A 23,208-nucleotide genomic window follows, 5' to 3' on the forward strand; every position below is an offset into this window, starting at 1 on the left:
AATTGCATCAGGGAGGCCGGATAAATGGCTGATTTAAAGACAAACTTTCTTGGAATAGAAAGCCCGAACCCGTATTGGCTGGCCTCCGCGCCACCGACTGACAAGGAATATAACGTCCGCCGCGCCTTTGAGGCCGGATGGGGCGGTGTCGTCTGGAAAACGCTGGGGGCCGAAGGTCCTCCGGTCGTTAACGTGAACGGCCCCCGGTATGGCGCAATCTACGGCGCGGATCGTCGGTTGCTGGGCCTGAATAACATCGAACTGATCACCGACCGTCCGCTAGAGGTGAACCTCGAGGAGATGGCGCGGGTCAAGTCCGACTACCCGGACCGGGCGCTGATCGCCTCGATCATGGTCCCTTGTGAGGAAGAGGCGTGGAAAGCCATCTTGCCGCGTGTGGCCGAGACTGGAGCGGACGGGATCGAGCTGAACTTTGGCTGTCCGCACGGGATGAGCGAACGCGGTATGGGATCGGCCGTAGGGCAGGTGCCGGAATATATCGAGATGGTGACCCGCTGGTGCAAGCAATACTATGACCGCCCGGTCATAGTGAAGCTAACGCCGAACATCACCGATATCCGCAAGCCTGCTGAGGCTGCGAAGAATGGTGGCGCGGATGCGGTGTCGCTGATCAACACGATCAACTCGATCACAAGCGTCGACCTGGATACGTTCAGCCCTGAACCCTCGATTGACGGCAAGGGCAGCCATGGCGGCTATTGCGGTCCCGCGGTGAAGCCGATTGCGCTGTCGATGGTGTCTGAGATTTCGCGGGCCCAAGCGACGCATGGACTGCCGATCTCGGGTATCGGCGGTGTAACAACATGGCGGGATGCAGCAGAATTCATAGCTTTGGGCTGTGGTACCGTTCAGGTCTGCACGGCAGCCATGACATATGGGTTCAAAATCATCGATGAACTGACCGCCGGTCTGTCCAAATGGATGGATGAAAAAGGATACAAGGACGTCTCAGAAATTGTTGGTCTTGCTGTGCCGAATGTGACCGATTGGCAGTATCTGAACCTGAACTACGTAGCTAAAGCTAAGATCGATCAGGACCAGTGCATCAAATGCGGCCGCTGCTATGCCGCCTGCGAGGACACCAGCCATCAGGCGATCTCGATGTCCGAGGATCGGGTGTTCGAGGTCATGGATGACGAGTGCGTCGCCTGTAACCTTTGCGTGGATGTCTGCCCGGTCGATGGATGCATCTCGATGGTGCCGATGGCGGCCGGAGAGGTTGACCCGCGCACCGGATTGGAAGTGCAGCCCGATTATGCCAACTGGACAACGCATCCGAACAATCCGATGGCAAAAGCCGCCGAGTAAATCGACTGGAATAAAACAGGGGGGGGCCGGTGGACGGCCCCTTTTTCATGGCGTCAGTAGTTTGCGATAGAGCGTGTCGATAAACGGTTCCGCACCTTCAAATGGGTCTTCATCGCCCAGTATTGCACGAACCTGAACATCAAAGTCGGCGTAGTGTTGTGTCAGCGCCCATATCGAAAAGATCAGGTGGGACGGGTGCAGCCGGGCAATTTTACCCTGATCCATCCATTCGGTCAGGATTACCGACTTTTCGTCTACCAGGGCCTTCAGGTCATTCGACAATGCCTCGTGAATGCGGGGCGCCCCCTGAACAAGTTCATTGGCGAACAATCGGCTTTCACGGGGCAATTCCCGGCTCATTTGCAGTTTTCGGCGGATGTAGGAGAGAATTTCCTCCATCGGATCTCCATCGGCATCCAGATCGTGCAAGGGGGCCAGCCATGTCTCCAGCAAGCCAGACAGAAGGGCAGCGTGGATCGCTTCCTTCGAGGGGAAATAATACAGCAAGTTCGGTTTGCTCAGCCCAGCTTCGGTTGCGATTTGGTCGACAGTTGCGCCGCGAAAACCATGGGCGGAAAACACGTTCAGCGCAGCTTCGAGAATCGCAGCACGGTTCTTTTTCTGAATTCGAGTCGGAGCGCGGTCCTTGGGCATGTTTCCAGCGTGTCTCTTTTTTTGCCGTGCGGGAGCCAATTATGCCGAAATATCCGGCGGCACCATGCAATTTCTTGACTGATGTCGAACCCGTGATAGCGTGAGTTTGACCAGATGGTCAAATCAAGACACCAAAAGCGAGCCAAATCGCAAGCAATAGGGAAGAATAAGATGGCAGCTCCGGCGCAGAATCTCAGGGTCAACAGCGACAGGTTGTGGGACAGCCTGATGGAGATGGCCAAGATTGGCCCCGGCGTCGCGGGTGGTAACAACCGGCAGACGCTGACGAATGAGGATGCTGAAGGGCGCGCACTGTTCCAAAATTGGTGTGAAGACGCGGGTTGCACCATGGGGCTGGACCAGATGGGCAATATGTTTGCCCGTCGCGACGGCACTGACCCCGAGGCGCTGCCTGTTTATGTGGGGTCTCATCTGGATACGCAGCCTACGGGTGGCAAATATGATGGCGTGTTGGGCGTTTTGGGAGGATTGGAAATTATCCGCACCCTGAACGATTTGGGGATCAAGACCAAGCACCCCATTGTCGCGACCAACTGGACCAATGAAGAGGGGACACGCTACGCCCCGGCGATGTTGTCTTCGGGCGTGTTTGCGGGGATGCACACGCAGGACTGGGCCTACGATCGTGAGGATGCCGAAGGAAAGAAGTTCGGAGACGAGTTGCAACGTATCGGCTGGCGGGGCGACGAAGAGGTCGGTGCCCGCAAGATGCATGCCTTCTTTGAATTGCATATCGAACAAGGGCCGATCCTGGAGGCCGAGGGCAAGGACATCGGCGTGGTCACCCACGGGCAGGGGCTGAGCTGGACGCAAATCACGGTGACCGGAAAGGACGCGCATACCGGGTCGACTCCGATGCCAATGCGCAAGAATGCTGGTCTGGCGATGGCGCGCATTCTCGAGAAAGTGGATGAGATCGCGTGGTCGCACGCGCCGCATGCTGTAGGAGCAGCAGGGCACATCGACGTATATCCGAACTCGCGCAACGTGATCCCGGGCAAGGTGGTGTTCACGGTCGATTTCCGCTCACCTGATTTGGATGTGATCACGGATATGGAGAACCGCCTGCGCGTGGCCGCTGAAAGCATCGTCGAAGAGATGGGTCTGCAGATTGAATTCGAGAAGGTCGGCGGCTTTGACCCGGTAGAATTCGACGCGGGTTGTGTGGCGGCTGTGCGCGATGCAGCCGAACGGTTGGGTTATTCGCACAGGGATATCATCTCAGGGGCGGGGCATGACGCGTGCTGGATCAACCGTGTGGCACCGACCGCGATGGTGATGTGTCCATGTGTGGACGGGCTCAGCCACAACGAGGCAGAAGAGATCAGCAAGGATTGGGCTGCGGCCGGGGCGGATGTTCTGTTTCATGCGGTCGTCGAGACGGCTGAGATCGTTGAGTAGGGGGCTCTGCCCCCGTCGCCCACAGGGTGACTCCCCCGGGATATTTTTAGCCAGATGAAGCAAGCGGCGCAGACCGCATCAGGGAGATTAAAATGAGCACTGTTATCAAGAACGGAACCGTCGTGACCGCCGATCTTTCCTATAAGGCGGATGTGTTGGTTGAAGGTGGCGTGATCACCGAAATCGGGATAGACCTGAAAGGTGACAAGGAACTGGACGCAACCGGTTGTTATGTCATGCCGGGCGGGATCGACCCGCATACGCATCTGGAGATGCCGTTCATGGGAACCTACTCCAGTGATGATTTCGAAAGCGGGACGCGGGCGGCCTTGGCAGGTGGCACCACGATGGTGGTGGATTTTGCGCTGCCGAACCCCGGCGAGGGCCTGCTGGATGCGCTGAAACGCTGGGATAACAAGTCGACCCGCGCGAATTGCGACTACTCGTTCCATATGGCCGTGACATGGTGGGGCGAGCAGGTGTTCGACGACATCAAGACGGTGATCGAAACGCGCGGCATCAACACGTTCAAGCACTTCATGGCCTACAAAGGCGCGCTGATGGTGAACGACGATGAACTGTATGCCTCGTTCAAGCGTCTTGCCGAATTAGGTGGCATCGCGATGGTGCATGCAGAGAACGGCGATGTCGTAGCCGAGTTACAGGCCAAGCTTATGGCCGAAGGCAACACAGGCCCCGAAGCGCATGCCTATTCGCGCCCGCCGCAGGTGGAAGGTGAGGCCACTAATCGCGCCATCATGATCGCCGATATGGCCGGTGTGCCGCTTTATGTGGTGCACACGTCCTGCGAAGAGGCGCATGAGGCCATTCGCCGGGCCAAGATGAACGGCAAACGGGTGTGGGGGGAACCTTTGATCCAACACCTGACGTTGGATGAAAGCGAATATTTCCATAAGGATTGGGATCACGCGGCGCGTCGGGTCATGAGTCCTCCGTTCCGGAACAAGCAGCATCAGGACAGCCTGTGGAACGGCCTGCATTCCGGCACGCTGAGTGTTGTGGCGACCGACCATTGTGCCTTCACGACTGAGCAGAAACGTTACGGCGTGGGGGATTTTACGAAAATTCCCAACGGGACCGGCGGGCTTGAAGACCGGATGCCGATGCTGTGGACACATGGGGTGAACACAGGGCGTTTGACGATGAATGAGTTCATTGCGGTAACTTCAACTAATATCGCTAAGATTTTGAATTGTTATCCAAAAAAGGGCGCGGTACTTGTGGGCGCGGATGCCGATTTGGTGGTCTGGGATCCCGAAAAGACCAAGACGATCAGCGCAGATACACAGCAATCCGCGATCGACTACAATGTGTTCGAGGGCAAAGAGGTAAAGGGCTTGCCGCGCTTTACTCTGACCCGTGGACATGTGGCCGTGCATGACGGCGAGGTTCGCACTCAGGAAGGGCATGGCGAGTTTGTGGCGCGTGAGCCGAATGGGCACGTGAACCGAGCACTGAGCACCTGGAAGGAGTTGACAGCACCGCGACCGGTTGAGCGGACGGGGATCCCGGCGACGGGTGTTTGATGTGCGAGGGCTGTCGAAAAGGCAGCCCAAAGCCAAATCTCTTCAAGGCAATGGAATGAATACTGAAAGCACGACCCAGCCCGTTGTCGAGGCAAAGCACCTCGACCTCACCTTCCAGACCAATGACGGGCCAGTTCATGCCCTCAAAGACGTAAATCTGACGATCAACAAAGGCGATTTCGTCAGTTTCATTGGCCCCTCGGGCTGCGGCAAGACGACGTTTCTGCGTTGTATCGCAGCACTGGAAACACCGACCGGCGGCGCATTGACTGTCAACGGCATGACCCCGGATGAGGCGCGGCGGAACCGGGCTTATGGGTATGTGTTTCAGGCAGCAGGTCTGTATCCGTGGCGGACAATTTCCAAGAACATCAAATTGCCGCTAGAGATCATGGGCTACTCGGCCGCCGAACAGGAAGATCGGGTGAACAAGGTTCTGGAACTTGTTGATCTTGAAGGGTTTGGCGGGAAGTTCCCATGGCAACTCTCCGGCGGGATGCAGCAGCGGGCCAGCATCGCGCGGGCGTTGGCATTCGATGCCGACATTCTGCTGATGGACGAACCTTTTGGTGCCTTGGATGAGATCGTGCGTGATCACCTGAACGAGCAACTTCTGGCCCTTTGGGCACGGACGGAAAAAACCATCGGTTTCGTGACGCACTCGATTCCCGAGGCGGTCTACCTCAGCACTAAGATCGTAGTAATGAGCCCGCGACCTGGGCGGATTACGGATGTGATTGATAGTCCTCTGCCGAAGGAGCGTCCCTTGGATATCCGCGACACGCCGGAATTCATTGAGGTCGCCCATCGCGTGCGTGAAGGCCTGCGGGCGGGGCATGCGGACGATGAATGACAGTCTTAAAGCATTTTGGGCCGTTCTGGCCGTTCTCGCGGTCATTGTTGCGTTTTGGTACGCGGCATGTGTTCCAATGAACATCAAAGGCGTTTTAACCGAACAGGAACGGGCAGGTGCCGAGGTGCAGCCTCCGTCAGCCAAAGATCGGCGGGAAATGTCCGAGTTCGGGCTGGCGCTGAACAACAGTTTCGCCATTCCGGCCACGTGGGAGCAGGATCGCCCCCGTCTGCCAGCTCCGCATCAAGTGGCCATCGAAATGTGGGAGACGACGGTTCAGAAGAAGATCACCTCGAAACGGTCGCTGATTTATCATGGCTGGGTGACGCTGAGTGCGACGATGCTGGGTTTTGTGATTGGTACGGGGCTGGGAATTTTGCTGGCTGTCGGGATCGTACATAGCAGGGTTATGGACCTTTCGGTGATGCCTTGGGCCATCGTTAGCCAGACCATTCCGATCATTGCGCTGGCGCCGATGATTATCGTGGTGCTGTATTCGGTGGGCATTCAGGGGATCATTCCCAAGGCGATCATCTCGGCCTATCTGAGTTTCTTCCCGGTCGTTGTCGGCATGGTCAAAGGGTTGCGCAGCCCCGACACGATGCAGCTAGACCTGCTGCGCACCTACAATGCCAGCCGGTCTCAGGGGTTCTGGAAGCTGCGTCTGCCGGCGTCTATGCCGTACCTTTTCACCTCATTGAAGATCGGCATTGCAGCCTCGCTGGTCGGAGCAATTGTCGGTGAATTGCCGACCGGGGCTGTCGCCGGTTTGGGGGCGCGATTGCTGGCGGGCAGCTACTATGGGCAGACCGTGCAAATCTGGTCCGCCCTGTTTGCGGCTGCCATTCTGGCAGCTTGCCTGGTCGGTCTGCTGGGGCTGATCGAGCGAACGGTTCTCAATCGGATGGGGATGGCGCTATGATTCCTGTTCTCGGTGCAATCGGCGTTTGGCTATTGGGGTGGTGGTTGAATAGTCGCCTGGCCAGTGGCCCCTATGCAGATACGCGAATGGTTCGGTTGCTGGCGCCGTTGATCTTTGGCCTGACTGTGATCGGTATATGGGAACTGGTGGTGCGGGGGCTTGATGTCCCACTGGTCATTCTACCTGCGCCTTCGGTGATTGCGGTGCGTTTTGCCGATAGCCTGCCAGTCTTGTGGGCAGATTTCGTGCAGACCATCATCAAAGGGGCGCTGAGCGGCTATATCATCGGGTGCGGGTCAGCTTTTCTGATGGCAATTGCAGTAGACCGGTGGGATTTCCTTCGCCTCGGCCTGCTGCCGGTTGGAAACTTCGTCGCAGCACTGCCAATCGTGGGTACAGCCCCCATTCTGGTAATGTGGTTCGGGTTCGACTGGCATTCCAAGGCGGCAGTGGTCGTGGTGATGGTGTTCTTTCCCATGTTGGTGAACACCGTGGCTGGGTTGCGAGAGGCCACGGCCATGCAGCGCGACCTGATGGAGACCTATGCAGCGACCTATTGGCAGAGCTTCCTGAAACTGCGCCTGCCTGCCGCGATGCCGTTTATTTTCAATGGGCTAAAGATTTCTACCACTCTGGCACTGATCGGCGCTATCGTGGCCGAGTTCTTTGGTTCGCCAACCCTGGGTATGGGGTTCCGGATCTCGACCAGCGTCGGGCAACTCTCGCTGGATATGGTCTGGGCCGAGATCGTCGTAGCTGCACTGGCCGGGACGGCATTCTACGGGCTGGTCGCCATGATCGAAAAGGCGGTGACCTTCTGGCACCCGTCGCAACGCGGATAACAAGACTTCAACAGACCTCGAAAACGGGGCGATAACAGCAACTAGGAGACATGAAGATGAACAAGCTACTAAGCGGGGCGATAGCCGCCTTTAGTCTGGCAGCCAGTGCTGCATTGGCGGCGGACGAGGTGACACTGCAGTTGAAATGGGTCACGCAAGCGCAGTTCGCAGGCTACTACGTGGCCAAAGATAAAGGGTTCTACGAAGAAGAGGGGCTTGACGTAACCATTCTGCCCGGTGGTCCGGACATCGCGCCGACGCAAGTTATTGCAGGTGGTGGTGCTGATGTTACGGTTGAGTGGATGCCCGCCGCATTGGCCGCGCGTGAAAAGGGACTGCCGCTGGTAAACATTGCGCAGCCGTTCAAAAGCTCGGGCATGATGCTGACCTGCTGGAAAGATGCCGGGATCTCTTCGCCTGAAGATCTGAAAAATCGCACTCTGGGTGTCTGGTTCTTCGGCAATGAATTCCCGTTCATGAGCTGGATGAGCCAGCTGGGCATCGACACGGGTGGCAAAAGTGAAAGTGGCGTAGAGGTGTTGAAGCAGGGCTTTAACGTCGACCCACTGCTGCAGCGTCAGGCCGATTGCATCAGCACCATGACCTATAACGAATACTGGCAGGTCATTGATGCAGGCGTCAGCCCCGATGAATTGGTGACCTTTAAGTACGAAGATCAGGGCGTCGCCACTCTGGAAGACGGTCTGTACGTTCTGGAAGAGAATCTGAGCGATGCGGCCTTCGCCGACAAGATGGAACGGTTCGTCCGTGCTTCGATGAAGGGTTGGAAATACGCCGAGGAAAACCCGGACGAAGCAGCCGAGATCGTTCTGGAAAACGATGCGACCGGTGCCCAGACCGAAGAGCATCAGAAACGCATGATGGGTGAGATCGCCAAGCTGACCGCCGGCTCGAACGGCGCGCTGGATCCCGCGGATTTCGAGCGCACTGTAGGCACACTGCTGGCCGGTGGCTCCGATCCGGTGATCACCAAGCAGCCTGAGGGTGCTTGGACCCATCAGATCACGGATGCAGCCCTGAACTGATCCCATTCCAAGCTGAGATTGAACGCGGTCCCATTCGGGGCCGCGTTTTCTTTTGGAGATGTCGGAAACGTGTCTGTACTTGGTGCTCAGATGTTCTAGTATTATTATGAAATTAGACGCATTTCATACGACATGCAGAAATAATGGAACAAAATGCAGGGATTTGCATCAGAATTCAGTTCCGCACTTTCTCTCATCCTGAATGGGGATGCAGAGCTGTGGGCGATTGTGCTGTTATCCCTGAAAGTTTCTGTCTTTGCCGTGTTGATCTCTGCGCTGATCGGGATGCCGGTTGGAGCCGCTTTGGCCGTTGCCCGCTTTCTGGGACGGCGGGTGCTGATCGTTTTGATGAACGCCTTGATGGGGTTGCCTCCAGTTGTAGTTGGCTTGTTGGTCTACCTGATGTTGTCGCGTTCAGGGCCTCTGGGCGTTCTGGAATTGCTCTACACGCCGACCGCCATGATCATCGCGCAAGTGGTTCTGGTTACACCCATAGTTGCGGCTCTGACACGGCAAGTGGTCGAGATGTTGGCTGAGGAATACTCAGAGCAGCTCCGCTCTCTGGGCGTGTCGCGACTGGCCTCGGTGCCGGTGTTGTTATGGGATGCAAGGCTGGCGCTGGTGACCGCGCTGCTGGCCGGGTTTGGACGTGCCATTGCCGAAGTAGGGGCGGTCATCATCGTGGGCGGTAACATCAACCATGTAACGCGGGTGATGACAACGACCATCGCGCTTGAGACTTCCAAGGGTAATCTGGCGTTGGCCCTGGCGCTTGGGGCAATCCTGATCGGCATCGCGGTGGCCGTCAACGCTATGGTCAGCACACTCAGCTTGCGCGCCGAGCAGGAGGGGCTGCGCCATGCGTGACCTGGTCTCGGAAATGGCGAGTTGCCTGTCGGTGGATGGGGTGCGGATCTCCCGCAAGGGCAAGGTATTGCTGGATGTGCCGCAACTTTCGCTAGACGGGCTCGGGCCAACCTTGATCCTTGGGCCGAACGGTTCGGGTAAAAGCCTGCTGTTGCGCTGCTTGCATGGGCTGATTGTGCCGGATCGTGGTCAAGTCAGGCAGGATGGCGTGGTTCTGAATGCCGACCACAAGGCGCGGCAAGGGATGGTGTTTCAACAACCCGTGCTGTTACGCCGGTCAGTTGCGGCCAATTTGGACTTCGTCCTGAAGCGACAAGGTCTTTCCCGAAGTCTACGGAAATCCCGCATCGACGAGTTGCTGGCTGAGGGTGGGCTGGATGGCAAAGCCCGACAGTCAGCACGCTCGCTGTCAGGGGGTGAAGCGCAACGGTTAGCTATCCTGCGCGCCCTCGCACTGGATCCCGAGACGCTGTTTCTGGACGAGCCTACCAGCGCGCTGGATCCCAGCGCCACACAGATGATCGAACGGATGATCCTGCGCGCCTCGAGCCGAAGTGTGCGTATCGTCATGGTGACACATGACATCGGACAGGCTCGGCGGTTGGCCGCCGATATCGTGATGATGCAGGGCGGTCATGTGGTTGAACACGGGGCCGCCAAACAGGTACTGGATGCCCCTGAAAGCGACGCCGCGCGCCGATATCTGGCAGGTGGGCTGGTCACTTAATCAAAAATGGAGATCTAAATGATCCGGAATATCGTTCGGGCAGCCTTGATAGCTGTTGGTCTGTCGGCAGGGGCGGCCAATGCCGAAGAATCATTCATCGTGGTGCAGTCGACGACTTCGACCCAGAATTCGGGACTGCTGGATTACATTTTACCCTGGTTTGAGGCCGAAACAGGTATTGACGTGCGCGTGGTCGCCGTTGGTACAGGGCAGGCAATCCGAAACGCGATTAACGGGGATGGAGACGTGCTGCTGGTACACGCCAAACCGGCCGAGGAGCAATTCGTGGCCGACGGTTGGGGCATTGAGCGGCTTGACGTCATGTACAATGATTTTGTGTTGGTCGGGCCAAAATCCGATCCGGCAAAGGTCAAGGGTGGCCTAGATGTGGTGGTGGCTCTAGCTGCTGTAGCCGAGGCAGAGGCCCCCTTTGCCTCGCGCGGAGATGACAGTGGTACTCACAAAGCAGAACTGCGCTTGTGGGTTGCGGCGGATACTGATCCGACCGGGGCATCGGGGACCTGGTATCGCGAAACCGGCTCGGGCATGGGGGCAACGCTGAATGTTGCCAGCGGGATGGGAGCCTATGCGCTAACGGATCGTGCTACGTGGCAGTCCTTTGGGAATAAAGGAAACCTGGAGGTTTTGGTCGAAGGTGATCCGCGTTTGTTCAACCAGTACGGTGTTATTCTAGTTAACCCTGAGAAACATCCACGTGTGCGTGCCGCTGCCGGGCAGAGGTTCATCGATTGGCTCACAGGTCCTGACGGGCAGGCGGCGATTGCGTCCTACAAGCTGGATGGTCAGCAATTGTTCTTTCCGAACGCCAAATAACGTGTCAACCACTCGCGCCATTATGGTGGATTGTGCCCAGACCGGACAGGTCATAACCACCAAATTCGGTGGCGCGGGTGCTGAAACGCTCTGATTGCACAAAGCTGAGCAGTTTCAGCATGGGGTCATCGAAATAGGCACGGCGCCAGATGGCAAGATCCAGACGTTCGGAATGGGTTGGAGCAAACCCCAGATCGTATAGCCCAGCCAAGGCGCCCAGCCCGAACCCGGCCTCGGCTTTGCTGTCGTGCAGAGCAATGGCCAGTTCCTCTTCGGTGCGGGCGCAGGTGGGCAGGGTATCCAGATCGTCGCGTGTCAAACCGTGGGCTTCTAGCTGAGTATCGAACAGGCGTTGGCTAGCAGCGCTGTCCTGACGCAGAATGACGCGCCGTCCTTTCAGGTCGGAAAATCCTGCGATGCCAGTAGTTTCGGGTGCCAGTAGCAGCCCGCGTTGCCTTTGCGCGATCTCGTACAGGACCACCGGGGCCTCGCCTAAGTGGTCGTGCAAGGCGCGCACGTTGAAACCGTCTTCTTCGTGAATGTGCAGGGCGGCGGCCTGAGCACTGCGATCTTTCAGACGGTTCAGCCCGTCAAATGAGCCGTCATAATAAGTTGCCAATCCCGAACCACTTTCGCGCAGCGCCCAGTCCAGCAAAGGGTCGTGGCTGCCGGCAACGATTGGGGGTAGGGGTGGTTCGGCGACCTGCGGCCCCGAGCGTGAGGCATTGAGCCAAGCGATAACTTCGGCACGGGGAAACAGAAGCTTTCCCATGGCGCGCACGCATGGGACTTCACCAGATGAGGCTAGGTCATAGGCTTTCCGCTCGCCAATGCGCAGCAGGTCGGCCAGCTCTTTGGTGGTCAGGTATTCGGACATTCAGTCTAGGCGTACCGCTGAACCGGACCCTGCATCAGCCGCGCTGAACCCGATCTGTTGCAACGCAAAGGGGGCTGCGACAGTAATCACGACCATTGCGGCCACAGCGGCTAGAAAGGCTTTCATTGGTCTCCTCCGGTTGCGTTCCCAGGTGCTGTTGCGCGGCGCAGAAAGGCGATCAAATCGTCACGGTCCTGCGTCTGTGTAATCCGCTGCATCGGCATCTTTGATCCCGGAATGTAGTGGTCTGGCCCCTCGTCGAAAAGGGCATTTATCGTTTCGTCATTCCAAATGATATCAGAGTCTTGCAGTGTATCCGAGTAGAAATATCCCGGCAGCGTTCCAGCTTTGCGGCCAAAGACTCCATGCAAGGTTGGCCCCGCACGCCTTTCCCCATCAGGTGTCAGGCTGTGACAGATCGAGCATTTGCGGGCAAATTGGCGTTCGCCGTTGCTCATGTCGTCTGGGTTCTTCAGAAAGCTGGGTTCAGCTGCGGCCATCTGTTCCTGATCGCCGAGAGCCGAGATAGGCCAACTGTACATCGCCTCGTCAATGCCGCCCGCATGGAGGTTCTGGCCGTCCGTTGAAAAGGCCAGCGCCCAGACCGGCCCGCGCAAAGTGGCACGGAAATCCTGCGCTATACGCCATTCCTGCGTATCGACGATCATGATGTAGCCCTCACCATCGCCGACCGCCAAAATGCTGCGGTCCGGGCTTAGTGCCAGCGCCAGAATAGGACGGCGGTCGAGGGTGAAGTCGCGTTCCTCGCCGGTACTCAAGTCCAGAATGCGCGTCACTCCATCTACCGCACCATAGGCAATCCAGTTGTCTTGGGTGTTTAGAACAAGCTCGTTGATCCCGAACCCATGCTCGATCAGACGCTGGGTTTCCTGTCCACTGGCCACATCCCACACCCGCAGCGTTCCGTCCATTCCAGCGGAATAAAGCTTTGAGCCATCCGGTGAAAATGTAACGGCATTCACACCGCTGCCCACAGTCAGCGTTCGCGGATCCGAACCATCTTCGGGCCAAATCCCGATAGTGCCGTCCCAACTGGCGGTCGCTACATGGGTTTTCGAGGCCGCCAGCCCCACAATCTTTCCTTTATGCTGGCCGACGATTTCTCCTCCTGGCCAGCGGCGCAAAGTGAAATCATCTCCGGCCGAATAAATCGCGCGGCCGTTGAATGCTACGGAATTAACGGCGGCTTCGTGCCCTTCGAGCCACTCTGGCCTGCGGTCCGACCACAGGCCGACTGAATTGTCGAAACTGGCCGTGGCGATCCGCCCGTCCGGCGAAGTGGCGATCCCCATGATCGGCCCACCGTGACCCTTAAGCGTGAAGAACTCGGCCATGGCGGGTAGGGGAACCAACGCCAGGGCCAGGACCAGCCCCCGCATCTATTCCGCAGGGGAGGCCGCTGCCTTTTCGGCCTCTTTTTCCTGAACTTCTTCAAGCCATAGCGAGTGATGCTCACGCGCCCATTGCTCTTCGACCTCGCCGGTGCCCATCGCATCGAAGGCGCCTTCCATTCCGACCGAGCCGAGGTAGATATGCGCGATGATGATGGCGATAAACACATAGGCGACCATCACGTGCCAGACTTGTGCGTATTGCATCTCTTCTTGCGGAGACATCTGCGTTGGCAAGTTCAGGCCCAGCATCTGAGGAATGCCTGTGGAATTGGCGACCTCGAACGTTTTGGCGAACATCGGTAGTTCGAAAGGGAACAGCAAAGACAGGCCCGACAGGCTGATCGAAACGCCTAGCAGGATGCAGGCCCAGAAGATAACTTTTTGGCCCGCGTTGAACTTCTTGGCGGGCGGGTGGCTGCCCTTGGTGAACAAACCTCCTCCGGCGGCCAGCCATTTCAGGTCGGTGCGGTTGGGGATATTGTGAGCAATCCAGTTCACAGTGACGATGATCAGCCCCAGCATGAAGGACCATGCGAGGTTGTTATGCAGCCATTTGCACCCCTGTGCGATGGTCGCAAAGCCCTCTTTTCCGAAAACCGGGATCAGGAAATCACGGCCATAAAGAGTTAGCAGCCCCGTTATCCCGAGCACGAGGAAGGAGCCTGCGAAAAGCCAATGGCCGAAGCGCTCGAAGCCGTTAAATCTGGTCACGGTTCGACCGGTTTTCTCTCCGTCGATGCGGATTTTTCCGCGGATCAGGAAAAACAGGACGATGATGGCAGTCATCCCGCCCAAGATATACGTGCCGTATTCGCGCAGCGGCCCTGTGCGGAAGTTCAGCCACCACATGCCACCATCTTGGATCAAAACACCCGCGGCTGGTCCTTTGGCTGAAACGGTCGTGTTTGCCGAACCGTATCTAATGGCGCGATAAACATCGCTGTCAGAGGCAACACCGCGCGTCCCTAACTGGCCCAGAAGACCTTCGGCGTTGCCCTGTCCGGTGTTTTCCGAGCGATAGCTGTTGTCCACCTTTTCCCCGCGTTGCCGGGCGAGAATGTCCTCAAGCGTCGTCGCTCCTCCTGTTTGAGCGCGTTCATCGGTCGTAGGTGCAGGTTCGGCGTCGTTTGTCTGGGCTGCGACAGCGTTGGCCAAACCTAAGGCGAACAGAAATGCAATGAATAAGCGGAACATCTGAACCTCGGTCAAAATCCCTGATCAGGCGACCCACGGATGCGGGTCGCCTGTTTGGTTCATGAAAGCGGTCTTAGCCGTCTTTCTGGTCGTAGGCCGTGCCCCAACCCCATGCGCCCGAGCCAAATCCGCGCGCGACGACGCGCTCGCGGTAAATGGCCGAGACCACGTCGCCGTCTCCGGCAAGTAGGGCCTTGGTGGAGCACATCTCGGCGCAGAGGGGTAATTTGCCCTCGGCGATCCGGTTGCGACCATATTTGGCGAACTCTGCGGTCGAGTGCGTTTCTTCGGGACCACCAGCGCAGAAAGTACACTTGTCCATCTTGCCGCGTGATCCGAAGTTGCCGGCCTGCGGGTATTGCGGCGCGCCGAAGGGGCACGCGTAGAAGCAATAGCCGCACCCGATGCACAGGTCTTTAGAGTGCAGGACAACCCCTTCTTCGTTTTGATAGAAGCAGTCGACCGGGCACACCGCCATGCAGGGCGCATCAGAGCAATGCATACAGGCCACCGAGATCGAGCGTTCACCCGGGTCCCCATCATTGATCGTCACCACCCTACGGCGGTTGATGCCCCATGGTACCTCGTGCTCGTTCTTGCACGCGGTGACGCAGGCGTTGCACTCGATGCAGCGTTCAGCGTCGCAGAGAAACTTTGCTCTAGCCATTATCGTCCTCCTTACGCTGCCGAGATCTTGCAGAGAGTCGCTTTGGTCTCCTGCATCTGGGTCACTGAATCGTAGCCATAGGTCTGGGCGGTGTTGGAACTTTCACCCAGCACATAGGGATCAGCACCTGCGGGGTATTTGTCCCGCAAATCCTTCCCTTGGTAATGGCCGCCGAAGTGGAATGGCATGAAGGCCACGCCGGCACCGACCCTGTTGGTCAGCATCGCCATCACCTTGACCTTGCCGCCTTCTGGACCTTCGACCCAGACCTGTTGCCCGTCGCGAATACCAAGGTTGTTGGCATCGCGTGGGTTGATCTCGACGAACATGTCCTGTTGCAGCTCGGCTAGCCACGGGTTCGACCGGGTTTCCTCGCCGCCGCCTTCATATTCGACCAGACGACCCGACGTGAGGATTATCGGGTAATCCTTTGAAAAGTCGTTCTTCTGGATCGAAGCATAAAGGGTGGGCAGGCGATAGGCCTGACGGTCTTCGTAAGTCGGATAGTCCTCCACCAGATCGCGTCGGTTCGTATAGAGCGGCTCGCGGTGCAGTGGGATCGGATCCGGGAAGGTCCAGACGACCGCGCGGGCTTTGGCGTTCCCGAAGGGCGCACACCCATGCTCGATCGCGACTCGCTGGATGCCGCCCGAAAGGTCGGTTTTCCAGTTGGTCTTTGGACCCGCAACGGCGTCGATAGCCGCGCGTTCCTCGGGCGTCAGGTCACCATCCCAGCCAAGGTCCATCAGCATCTGCATCGTGAATTCAGGATATCCATCCTGAATTTCCGATCCAGCGCTATAGACTCCTTCAGCCAGCAGGTTGTCGCCATCGCGTTCAACACCGAAACGGGCGCGGAAGGTCAGGCCGCCTTCGGCCACCGGTTTGGACATGTCATAAAGGTTTGGCGTCCCCGTATGACCCATCTCCGGCGTTCCCCAGCAGGGCCACGGCAAACCATAGTACTCGCCGTCGTTCGGTCCACCAATGGCTTGCAACGTGGTTCTGTCGAACGTGTGCTGATTGGCCATATGACTCTTAAGGCGCTCGGGCGATTGCCCGGTATACCCGATGGTCCAGAGCCCTCTGTTGAACTCACGTGTGATGCTTTCAACATTCGGGGTTTCGGGATCTTCCATTTCGATATTGCGGAAGAACCGATCCGCCCAGCCGAACTTGTTGGCGAACTTGGCCATGATGACCTCGTCCGGCAAGCTTTCGAACAGCGGCTCAACCACTTTGTCACGCCACTGTAGCGACCGGTTCGATGCCGTGACCGAGCCACGGGTTTCGAACTGCGTACAGGCGGGCAACAAGTAGACGCCATCAGTGCGGTCATGCAGAACGGCGGAAACGGTGGGATACGGGTCGATCACGACCAGCATGTCCAGCTTTTCCATCGCCGTCTTCATCTCCGGTCCCCGCGTTTGCGAGTTCGGAGCGTGACCCCACAGAACCATGGCGCGGACGTTGTTGTCCTGATCCATGTTGGCCGGGTCTTCCAAAACACCGTCGATCCAGCGCGAGACCGGGATGCCCCGCTCGTTCTGCAGCGACTTGTCCTTGCCGTCCTTGTCCTTGATCGTGGCGAACTGGCCTGCGAGCCATTCGGAATCTTCGCCCCAGACACGGCCCCAGTGGCCCCATGCCCCTTTGGACAGGCCATAGTAGCCGGGCAGGGTGTGGGACAGAACACCAAGGTCCGTCGCGCCCTGCACGTTGTCATGGCCGCGGAAGATGTTGGTGCCTCCACCCGAGGTGCCCATGTTGCCCAAGGCAAGCTGAAGCACGCAGTAAGCACGGGTGTTGTTGTTACCATTGGTGTGCTGTGTGCCGCCCATACACCAGATCACCGTACCAGGACGGTTGTTGGCCATGGTCCGCGCAACGCGGCGCAGTTGCGATCCGGGCGTGCCGGTGACGCGTTCAACCTCATCAGGGTTCCATTTCCGGACTTCATCCCGAATCTGGTCCATACCCCAGACGCGGGTGCGGATGAACTCTTTGTCCTCCCAACCGTTGTCGAAGATGTGCCACAGAATACCCCAGACAAGCGCAACGTCTGTACCTGGACGGAACCGGACATATTCATCCGCATGCGCCGCGGTACGCGTAAAGCGCGGGTCGCAGACGATCAATGGGGCGTTGTTCTGCTCTTTCGCGCGCAGAACGTGCAACAACGAGACGGGGTGCGCCTCGGCCGGGTTGCCGCCGATGATGAAGATGGCCCGAGAGTTATGGATGTCGTTGTACGAATTGGTCATGGCGCCGTAGCCCCATGTATTCGCAACACCCGCAACAGTGGTTGAGTGGCAGATACGGGCCTGATGGTCCACGTTGTTCGTACCCCAGTAGGCGGCGAACTTGCGGAACAGATAGGCCTGTTCGTTATTGTGCTTCGCCGAGCCCAGCCAGTACACGCTGTCTGGCCCGGATTCCTCGCGGATGCTCATCATGCCGTCGCCGATCTCGTTGATCGCCTCTTCCCAGCTGATGCGCTTCCACTCGCCACCTTCCTTTTTCATCGGATACTTGAGGCGGCGTTCGCCATGGGCGTGCTCGCGAACCGAGGCCCCCTTGGCGCAGTGTGCACCCAGATTGAACGGGCTGTCCCAACCGGGTTCCTGCCCGATCCAGACGCCGTTCTGCACTTCGGCGACAACGGTACAGCCGACCGAACAGTGGGTGCATACGGATTTGATGTTTTCGACGGCGGTGTTGGCCGCTGTTTGGGCGCTGGCTGGCGTCACGGTTCCACCCGTGGCGCTGATCGCGGCGAGGCCGCCGATCGTCAGGCCCGAGCCACGCAGGAATGCGCGGCGATCGACGGTTTTCTCGCCGATCTGGGACAGGATACTTGTCCGCTGGGGGCGTCTCGCAACCCCGTTGGTCTTTTTCCTTAGCATTGGTTTCCTCCCTTGCGCGCCGTGTCAGCCACGGCTGGCTTGGTACTGCTGATACCGACGTCAGGGCCAATCGCAACCGTCAGTCGGTTGGTGACATCGTCCGGTCTGGAAACCGGGCGCAGTCGAGGCGGCTCAGAAGCGCGCGCTGTCCAGGTAAGCGCGGGTGTGCGCTGTGTCCTGCATGCGGGTTTCGTCCGTTGGCAGCTCGGCTGCTTCGGCTTTTCCGCTTAGGGTGGCTGCGGCAACGGCAGCGGGTGCTGCGGTTCCGGCCAGTTTTAGGAAGTCGCGGCGTGTGGCGCCTTCTTCCTTGGTCTTGCTCATGGGCTCCTCCTTTCCCATTTGCGATCTAGCGCCAATTCGGGCGCTGGCGAGTGGCGGGCTATGCCGCCGTCATTCGGAACGCCTCCCGCTCAATCTCCATGAACACCCGACCGGCGGTGCCGACGGACGCATAGAGAACCGAGTTTTCGGCAGCTTCCAAATCCGAATAGAAATGCGTGGCCCAGGGGCCGACATGCTTGCTCCAGAACGCCTTTTGATCCTCCAGAGACGCAGGCGCGCCAAAGCGACCAACAATCATGCCCGCCATCATCTCCATCAACGAGGCGATGTTGTCCTCGGGTTCAAACACGTTTTGTGCTCGCGTGATGCCGCGCGCGGCCATGTCGTTGCGCAGCTGCGCCAGAGGTTTCTCGTTCAGGAAACCTGTGAGGTAGAAGCTGGCATAGGGCAGCAACTCTCCCCGGCCTAACCCGATAAACAGAGCGTTGAACTCGCGTTCCGCGGCGGCAGGCTTTGTTACTTTGGCAACACGGGCCATGGCCTGAATGGCTTGGCCGAGTTCGGTCTCGTCGCCCGTCAGGCCCGACATCTGGTTCAAAAGCAACTGATCGGGGGGCGCTGCCAGCAGCAGACCGAGGAAATTGTAGAAATCCGCGCGCAGGCGATCCTCTGCTGAGATATCCAGATTGTGCGCGTTGTCTGCGGTCATTCGGTTATCCTTCAAATTCAAATTTCATGCGACGTGGGGCAGGGGGCAGTTCGACCTTTTCTGGCTCGTCCGCTTCAGCAACCAAAACTGGTTGGGGTGCCGGGTCTTCCTCCAAGTCGGGCTCCAAATCGGGTTCCGGCACTTCGGGTTCGTCTTCTGAACGGGGCTCTTCAGCCTCGGCAGCCAAGGCCTCTATATGGGCCAGCATGCCTTTGCCGACCTGATAGGCTGTTGGAATATTCTCGATCACGCAGGCGGCGTCGGTATAGTCCTCGCCGTAATCAACCAGCCCATCCACGTTGGCCAGCACCGGGTTCAGCCGCCACAACCGACGCAGGGCGCGACGGCGCAGGCGGTCGGGTATTGCCTTGGCCATGAAACCTGAGACATCCTCTCCGGCCTGCAATTGATCGGGATCGGGCAAATTGAACTCGGCCAGTATCTCGGCGTCGCTCTTTTCTCCCAGCTCGGCCTGCTGAGCGGCGATAGCTTGTTCTTCGGCCGCGATAACCTCAGCTTCGGCTTCGGCCTGAACAGCGGCCTTGCGGCGAGACCAGAAATCGCGGGCCTGCGTCATTGCACGATCCTCCGCGGCGCGCGGTAGACGTCTGAGTCTTGGCGGATACGCGCATCACCCTTGCCGTCTTCTACTAAGTCTGTCCGTTTCTTGTCGCGGCGGCGTTTGACGAAGACCTCATCACGGTGATGTTCCAGCGCGAAATCCCGAACCCAAGCGATCAGCCCTTCGGACATCGGAATCTTCTCAACGATCTCTTCCCCGGTATCCGCATAGTCTTGCCCTTCGAATGGGGATGCCGTGACAAGCACTGCGTCCATCGGGCGTTCGTCATCCAGCGCATCGCGTAGAACAAGGTAGATCGAGGGTTGCCCATCCGACAGGTTGACCATGTAGGCCTCGGTCTCGTCAGCCCAGAGGGTTAGGGGAAGGGTAGCGGCGTGATATTCAACAGCTTCACCTTCGCGGCGCAACTCCTGCCAGTCGGCAGGCCCAGCACCGGGCAGCACTGCGACGGCGCGCCAGTTCCATTTCGCCCAGCGAGTAACACCGGGTGTTTTGCGAACGACGACGCCGATTGGCATTTCAATCTGGCTTGCGGCCTTGGCCACTGACTCCTCCCCGAAAGGCTCTCCCCTGCCTTCCATGGGTCTACTATGGTACACAAATCGCCTTTGTGCCAAGTATGAAATGTCTGACGATTTAGCGATCACCGTTATTTTATTGGGCGTTATCTTAGCTTATTAATCGGGTATCCCAATTTGTTTCACGATTTCATCAGGTGTTACCAACCGCCGGATTGCTTGTCTGGGAATACGGTCTACTGTGCTTAGCGAAGGGAATATGTCCGGGGGAGGATATGAGTACCAAACTTTTGCTTTGCAATTGCGTCGGCAGCCAAACTGTTGACGGCGACAGTATTGGTGTGGCGTGCCAAGTTGACTGCTCCAAAACACATACGGCGCTTTGCACAGATGAATTGAGCGCGGCGGCAGAGTTATTGAAAGAGGGCGAGCAGGTTGTGATTGCCTGCGGGCAGGAGCAAGACGTGTTTCGAGCCCTTGCTGATGAATTGGATGTCGAAGCGCCGGGATTTGTGGACCTGCGCGACCGCGCCGGGTGGTCTGAGCGGGGCAGTGACGCAACGCCCAAGATGGCCGCTTTGGCCGCCGAGTCGCTGCTGCCGCAACCAATCACGCCCAGCGTGGACGTCTATAGTGAAGGCACCTGTTTCATTATCGGGCCCGGTGAGGTTGCCTTTGAACTGGCCGAGCGGCTGTCTTCGGTTTTGGCAGTGACTGTTTTGCTGACTGATGACGGGCAGCCAATGTCGCGAGCGTTTGACGTGGTGCGCGGACAGCTTAGGTCGCTGAACGGCGCATTGGGCGGGTTCTCTTTGCAATTGAACAGCCTCCAGCAACTTGAGCCGGGTGGCCGTGGGGCCTTTGCTTGGTCCCAGCCTCGCGACGGTGCGCGTTCGACCTGTGACATTGTCATTGATTTGTCCGGAGGCACCCCCTTCGTTCAAGCTCCCGCCAAGCGCGAAGGGTATTTGCGGGCCGATCCCAAAGATACGGTTGCCGTAGAACGCCTGGCCTTCGAGGCTGCCCTACTGGTCGGCACGTTTGAAAAGCCGCTCTATGTGCGGATAGAAGAGACGCTCTGCGCCCATTCTCGCGCCGAGCAGGTCGCCTGTACCAACTGTCTGGATATCTGCCCAACGGGTGCAATCACACCAGCGGGCGAGCATGTCTCTATCGACCCAATGGTATGCGCCGGATGCGGGGAATGCGCAGCGGTATGTCCTTCGACCGCGATCACCTACGAGGATCCACCGGTGTCAGCCCTGTTGTCGCGTATGCATATTCTTGCGCGTACCTATCGCCGGGCAGGGGGTGAGGTCCCCCGACTTTTGGTCCATGACGCGCATGGGGCCGAGATGATCCGGCTGGCTGCTCGTTTTGGGCGCGGTTTGCCTGCGGATGTCATCCCACTTGAGCTGAACGTGATCTCGGGCTTTGGCCATGCCGAGATGCTGGCTGCTCTGGCGCATGGTTTCGCTCGGGTCGATGTTTTACTGGCCCCGACTACAGAACGTGATGCTTTGAACCGAGAACTGGCGTTGGCCCAGGCGATTGCTGGGCGGGACGGGGTGGGGTTGATCGATGAGGCCGACCCGGATGCAATGACAGACCTGCTCTATGAGCAGGACGTACCACAACCTCTTGCCGACCCGGTTCTGCCGCTGGGCAACCGAAGGCAAATTGCGCGGCTGTCGGCACAGGCGTTGAACCCGCAGGCCGAGGCGCCTCTGCCGCTGCCAGAGAACGCGCCCTATGGGGCCGTTGCCGTGAATACGGATGCCTGTACGCTGTGTCTGAGCTGCGTGTCGCTGTGTCCGTCCGGTGCATTGATCGACAACCCGGATAAACCGCAACTGAACTTTCAGCAGGACGCTTGTCTGCAATGTGGTCTGTGCAAGGGCATCTGCCCAGAGGACGCGATTACTCTTGTCCCGCAACTGGACCTCAGCGACGCGGCCTTGTCTCAGCAGGTGCTGAATGAGGAGGAGCCCTTTGCATGTGTCGAATGCGGCGCATTGTTTGGCGTGAAGTCCACTGTCGAACGGATTATGGAGAAGCTCTCGGGTACGCATCCGATGTTTGCCACCTCGGACAAAGCGCGGATGATCCAGATGTGCGACAACTGCCGCGTCAACGCGCAGTTCCAGCAACAGGACAATCCGTTTCAGTCGAAACCGAAACCCAAGGTCGTTACGACCGAAGACTATTTCTCACAACGAAAGGATCATTGAAGCTGTAAAGGAGCGCCCAGATCGGCGGCTTTGATGGCCGAGACGAAGGCTAGAATCGCGTCCAGTTCGTCCAGAGTCATCTCGACCGGGTGAATGGGCGATGGGCGTTCTGGGGCGAAAGGCAGAGTAACCCCGTCGATCTGTGTAAAGGCGGGGTGGGGGTTCAGCGCAAAGAAGGCCTCGAACCGTTCCGACCAGTCCGGCATGGCGCGCAGCACCGCGAAAGAGGGCGTCGAGCCCAGACCGTTCATCCGGTTCTGTGGTCCGATCACATGGCAGCGTCCGCAATGAGTCATAGACAGCTCCTTACCCCGCGCGGCGTCCCCTTCGATCACTATGTCTTCTTGTGTGGATGCGACTTCGAAACTGGCTGAGAAGGGCGCACCCTGTTCCGGCGTAAAGCTTTCGACTGTGTTCTTGCCGATATCGGACAGCAGCCAGTCGCGGAATCGTTCGTGTTTGGCGTCATCTTCGATACGCAGGTGATAGGTTACCCCGTCGCGCGCAAAGACCGGGTCGCCAGGCGCAGCAGTTTCCAGCACTAAAACGCCCGCATCGTCGGGAATAACGCGTATCCCGGTCTTGAGCGAGAAGCGTGGAAGAATATGTTGCAACAGACCAGAGTCTTTTACCTCGGCCGGGGCGGCGAGCCCCAATGCCTCTTGCGACCAAGAGGGGCTGGTAGAGAGCGTCAGGCTCAGGCACAAAAGGACAAAGCGCATGGCTCAACCTAACGGCCCGGCCCCAAATGCGTCAAATAAACTGAATGAGACGGAGACACAT

23 protein-coding genes are annotated in these 23,208 nt (G+C 58.3%); 11 read left to right on the forward strand and 12 right to left on the reverse strand.

Features of this window, described 5'->3' with window-relative positions; translation table 11 throughout:
* The first annotated feature begins 24 nt into the window (after positions 1 to 24).
* Positions 25 to 1,329 carry an NAD-dependent dihydropyrimidine dehydrogenase subunit PreA gene (preA, locus tag ABLN94_RS07895; RefSeq protein ID WP_352991289.1) on the forward strand — a complete coding sequence of 435 codons (1,305 nt, stop codon included), beginning with the start codon at positions 25 to 27 and terminating at the stop codon, positions 1,327 to 1,329.
* 45 nt (positions 1,330 to 1,374) lie between these two features.
* Here preA and ABLN94_RS07900 read toward each other — a convergent pair whose 3' ends face one another.
* A complete protein-coding gene (locus tag ABLN94_RS07900; protein WP_352991292.1) occupies positions 1,375 to 1,983 on the reverse strand; it encodes a TetR family transcriptional regulator C-terminal domain-containing protein in 609 nt (202 codons plus the stop codon).
* 171 nt (positions 1,984 to 2,154) lie between these two features.
* Between ABLN94_RS07900 and ABLN94_RS07905 the strand changes: the two genes are divergently transcribed.
* The 9 genes from ABLN94_RS07905 (at position 2,155) to ABLN94_RS07945 (ending at position 11,043) form a co-directional block, all read left to right on the forward strand.
* Entirely contained in the window at positions 2,155 to 3,405 is a 1,251-nt protein-coding gene (locus tag ABLN94_RS07905) for a Zn-dependent hydrolase (RefSeq protein ID WP_352991295.1), read from the forward strand.
* A 92-nt stretch (positions 3,406 to 3,497) separates the two neighbouring features.
* The gene (gene hydA / locus ABLN94_RS07910) at positions 3,498 to 4,952 is read left to right on the forward strand and encodes a dihydropyrimidinase (protein ID WP_352991298.1); all 1,455 of its coding nucleotides are present in this window, start codon (positions 3,498 to 3,500) and stop codon (positions 4,950 to 4,952) included.
* A 55-nt stretch (positions 4,953 to 5,007) separates the two neighbouring features.
* Positions 5,008 to 5,805 carry an ABC transporter ATP-binding protein gene (locus ABLN94_RS07915; RefSeq protein ID WP_352991300.1) on the forward strand — a complete coding sequence of 266 codons (798 nt, stop codon included), beginning with the start codon at positions 5,008 to 5,010 and terminating at the stop codon, positions 5,803 to 5,805.
* The gene (locus tag ABLN94_RS07920; RefSeq protein WP_352991303.1) at positions 5,798 to 6,727 is read left to right on the forward strand and encodes an ABC transporter permease; all 930 of its coding nucleotides are present in this window, start codon (positions 5,798 to 5,800) and stop codon (positions 6,725 to 6,727) included. The genes ABLN94_RS07915 and ABLN94_RS07920 overlap by 8 nt, the downstream gene beginning before the upstream one ends.
* Positions 6,724 to 7,569, forward strand: coding sequence for an ABC transporter permease (locus ABLN94_RS07925; protein WP_352991306.1), 846 nt, complete (start codon positions 6,724 to 6,726; stop codon positions 7,567 to 7,569). Before ABLN94_RS07920 ends, ABLN94_RS07925 begins: the two co-directional genes overlap by 4 nt.
* Positions 7,570 to 7,625: 56 nt before the next feature.
* A complete protein-coding gene (locus ABLN94_RS07930) occupies positions 7,626 to 8,615 on the forward strand; it encodes an ABC transporter substrate-binding protein (RefSeq protein WP_352991309.1) in 990 nt (329 codons plus the stop codon).
* A gap of 153 nt (positions 8,616 to 8,768) precedes the next feature.
* Complete coding sequence (locus ABLN94_RS07935; RefSeq protein WP_352991311.1) at positions 8,769 to 9,482, forward strand: ABC transporter permease; 714 nt, start codon at positions 8,769 to 8,771, stop codon at positions 9,480 to 9,482.
* Positions 9,475 to 10,209 carry an ATP-binding cassette domain-containing protein gene (locus tag ABLN94_RS07940; protein WP_352991314.1) on the forward strand — a complete coding sequence of 245 codons (735 nt, stop codon included), beginning with the start codon at positions 9,475 to 9,477 and terminating at the stop codon, positions 10,207 to 10,209. The genes ABLN94_RS07935 and ABLN94_RS07940 overlap by 8 nt, the downstream gene beginning before the upstream one ends.
* Before the next feature lie 18 nt (positions 10,210 to 10,227).
* A complete protein-coding gene (locus ABLN94_RS07945) occupies positions 10,228 to 11,043 on the forward strand; it encodes a substrate-binding domain-containing protein (protein ID WP_352991316.1) in 816 nt (271 codons plus the stop codon).
* A 4-nt stretch (positions 11,044 to 11,047) separates the two neighbouring features.
* Here ABLN94_RS07945 and ABLN94_RS07950 read toward each other — a convergent pair whose 3' ends face one another.
* The 10 genes from ABLN94_RS07950 to ABLN94_RS07995 form a co-directional block, all read right to left on the reverse strand.
* The gene (locus ABLN94_RS07950; protein WP_352991318.1) at positions 11,048 to 11,920 is read right to left on the reverse strand and encodes a helix-turn-helix transcriptional regulator; all 873 of its coding nucleotides are present in this window, start codon (positions 11,918 to 11,920) and stop codon (positions 11,048 to 11,050) included.
* Positions 11,921 to 12,046, reverse strand: a complete 126-nt coding sequence (locus tag ABLN94_RS07955; protein WP_280636837.1) for a hypothetical protein — start codon at positions 12,044 to 12,046, stop codon at positions 11,921 to 11,923. It lies immediately after the preceding gene.
* Positions 12,043 to 13,320 carry a c-type cytochrome gene (locus tag ABLN94_RS07960; RefSeq protein ID WP_352991321.1) on the reverse strand — a complete coding sequence of 426 codons (1,278 nt, stop codon included), beginning with the start codon at positions 13,318 to 13,320 and terminating at the stop codon, positions 12,043 to 12,045. Before ABLN94_RS07960 ends, ABLN94_RS07955 begins: the two co-directional genes overlap by 4 nt.
* Entirely contained in the window at positions 13,321 to 14,529 is a 1,209-nt protein-coding gene (locus ABLN94_RS07965) for a formate dehydrogenase subunit gamma (RefSeq protein WP_352991323.1), read from the reverse strand.
* Between the two features lie 73 nt (positions 14,530 to 14,602).
* Complete coding sequence (gene fdh3B / locus ABLN94_RS07970; RefSeq protein ID WP_170487114.1) at positions 14,603 to 15,196, reverse strand: formate dehydrogenase FDH3 subunit beta; 594 nt, start codon at positions 15,194 to 15,196, stop codon at positions 14,603 to 14,605.
* 11 nt (positions 15,197 to 15,207) lie between these two features.
* Positions 15,208 to 18,102: a formate dehydrogenase subunit alpha gene (locus ABLN94_RS07975; protein ID WP_352991326.1), complete on the reverse strand. Its 2,895-nt coding sequence runs from the start codon at positions 18,100 to 18,102 to the stop codon at positions 15,208 to 15,210.
* A gap of 132 nt (positions 18,103 to 18,234) precedes the next feature.
* Complete coding sequence (locus ABLN94_RS07980; RefSeq protein WP_170487117.1) at positions 18,235 to 18,423, reverse strand: ubiquinol-cytochrome c reductase iron-sulfur subunit N-terminal domain-containing protein; 189 nt, start codon at positions 18,421 to 18,423, stop codon at positions 18,235 to 18,237.
* A 58-nt stretch (positions 18,424 to 18,481) separates the two neighbouring features.
* Positions 18,482 to 19,093: a TorD/DmsD family molecular chaperone gene (locus tag ABLN94_RS07985; protein ID WP_352991329.1), complete on the reverse strand. Its 612-nt coding sequence runs from the start codon at positions 19,091 to 19,093 to the stop codon at positions 18,482 to 18,484.
* A 4-nt stretch (positions 19,094 to 19,097) separates the two neighbouring features.
* Positions 19,098 to 19,670 (reverse strand): DUF3306 domain-containing protein, encoded by a 573-nt coding sequence (locus ABLN94_RS07990; RefSeq protein WP_352991331.1) that lies wholly within the window; start codon positions 19,668 to 19,670, stop codon positions 19,098 to 19,100.
* On the reverse strand, positions 19,667 to 20,221 hold the full coding sequence (locus tag ABLN94_RS07995; protein WP_170487123.1) for a DUF3305 domain-containing protein: 555 nt from the start codon (positions 20,219 to 20,221) through the stop codon (positions 19,667 to 19,669). The genes ABLN94_RS07990 and ABLN94_RS07995 overlap by 4 nt, the downstream gene beginning before the upstream one ends.
* Before the next feature lie 248 nt (positions 20,222 to 20,469).
* Here ABLN94_RS07995 and ABLN94_RS08000 point away from each other — a divergent pair, with 248 nt between their 5' ends.
* Entirely contained in the window at positions 20,470 to 22,425 is a 1,956-nt protein-coding gene (locus ABLN94_RS08000; RefSeq protein ID WP_352991334.1) for a 4Fe-4S binding protein, read from the forward strand.
* Here ABLN94_RS08000 and ABLN94_RS08005 read toward each other — a convergent pair.
* Positions 22,419 to 23,147, reverse strand: a complete 729-nt coding sequence (locus ABLN94_RS08005) for a c-type cytochrome (protein WP_352991337.1) — start codon at positions 23,145 to 23,147, stop codon at positions 22,419 to 22,421. The two genes, ABLN94_RS08000 and ABLN94_RS08005, sit on opposite strands and share 7 nt — an antisense overlap.
* Positions 23,148 to 23,208 lie beyond the last annotated feature (61 nt).

This window comes from Ruegeria sp. SCP11 (assembly GCF_040329455.1).
Classification (GTDB): Bacteria; Pseudomonadota; Alphaproteobacteria; order Rhodobacterales; family Rhodobacteraceae; genus Ruegeria; species Ruegeria atlantica_E.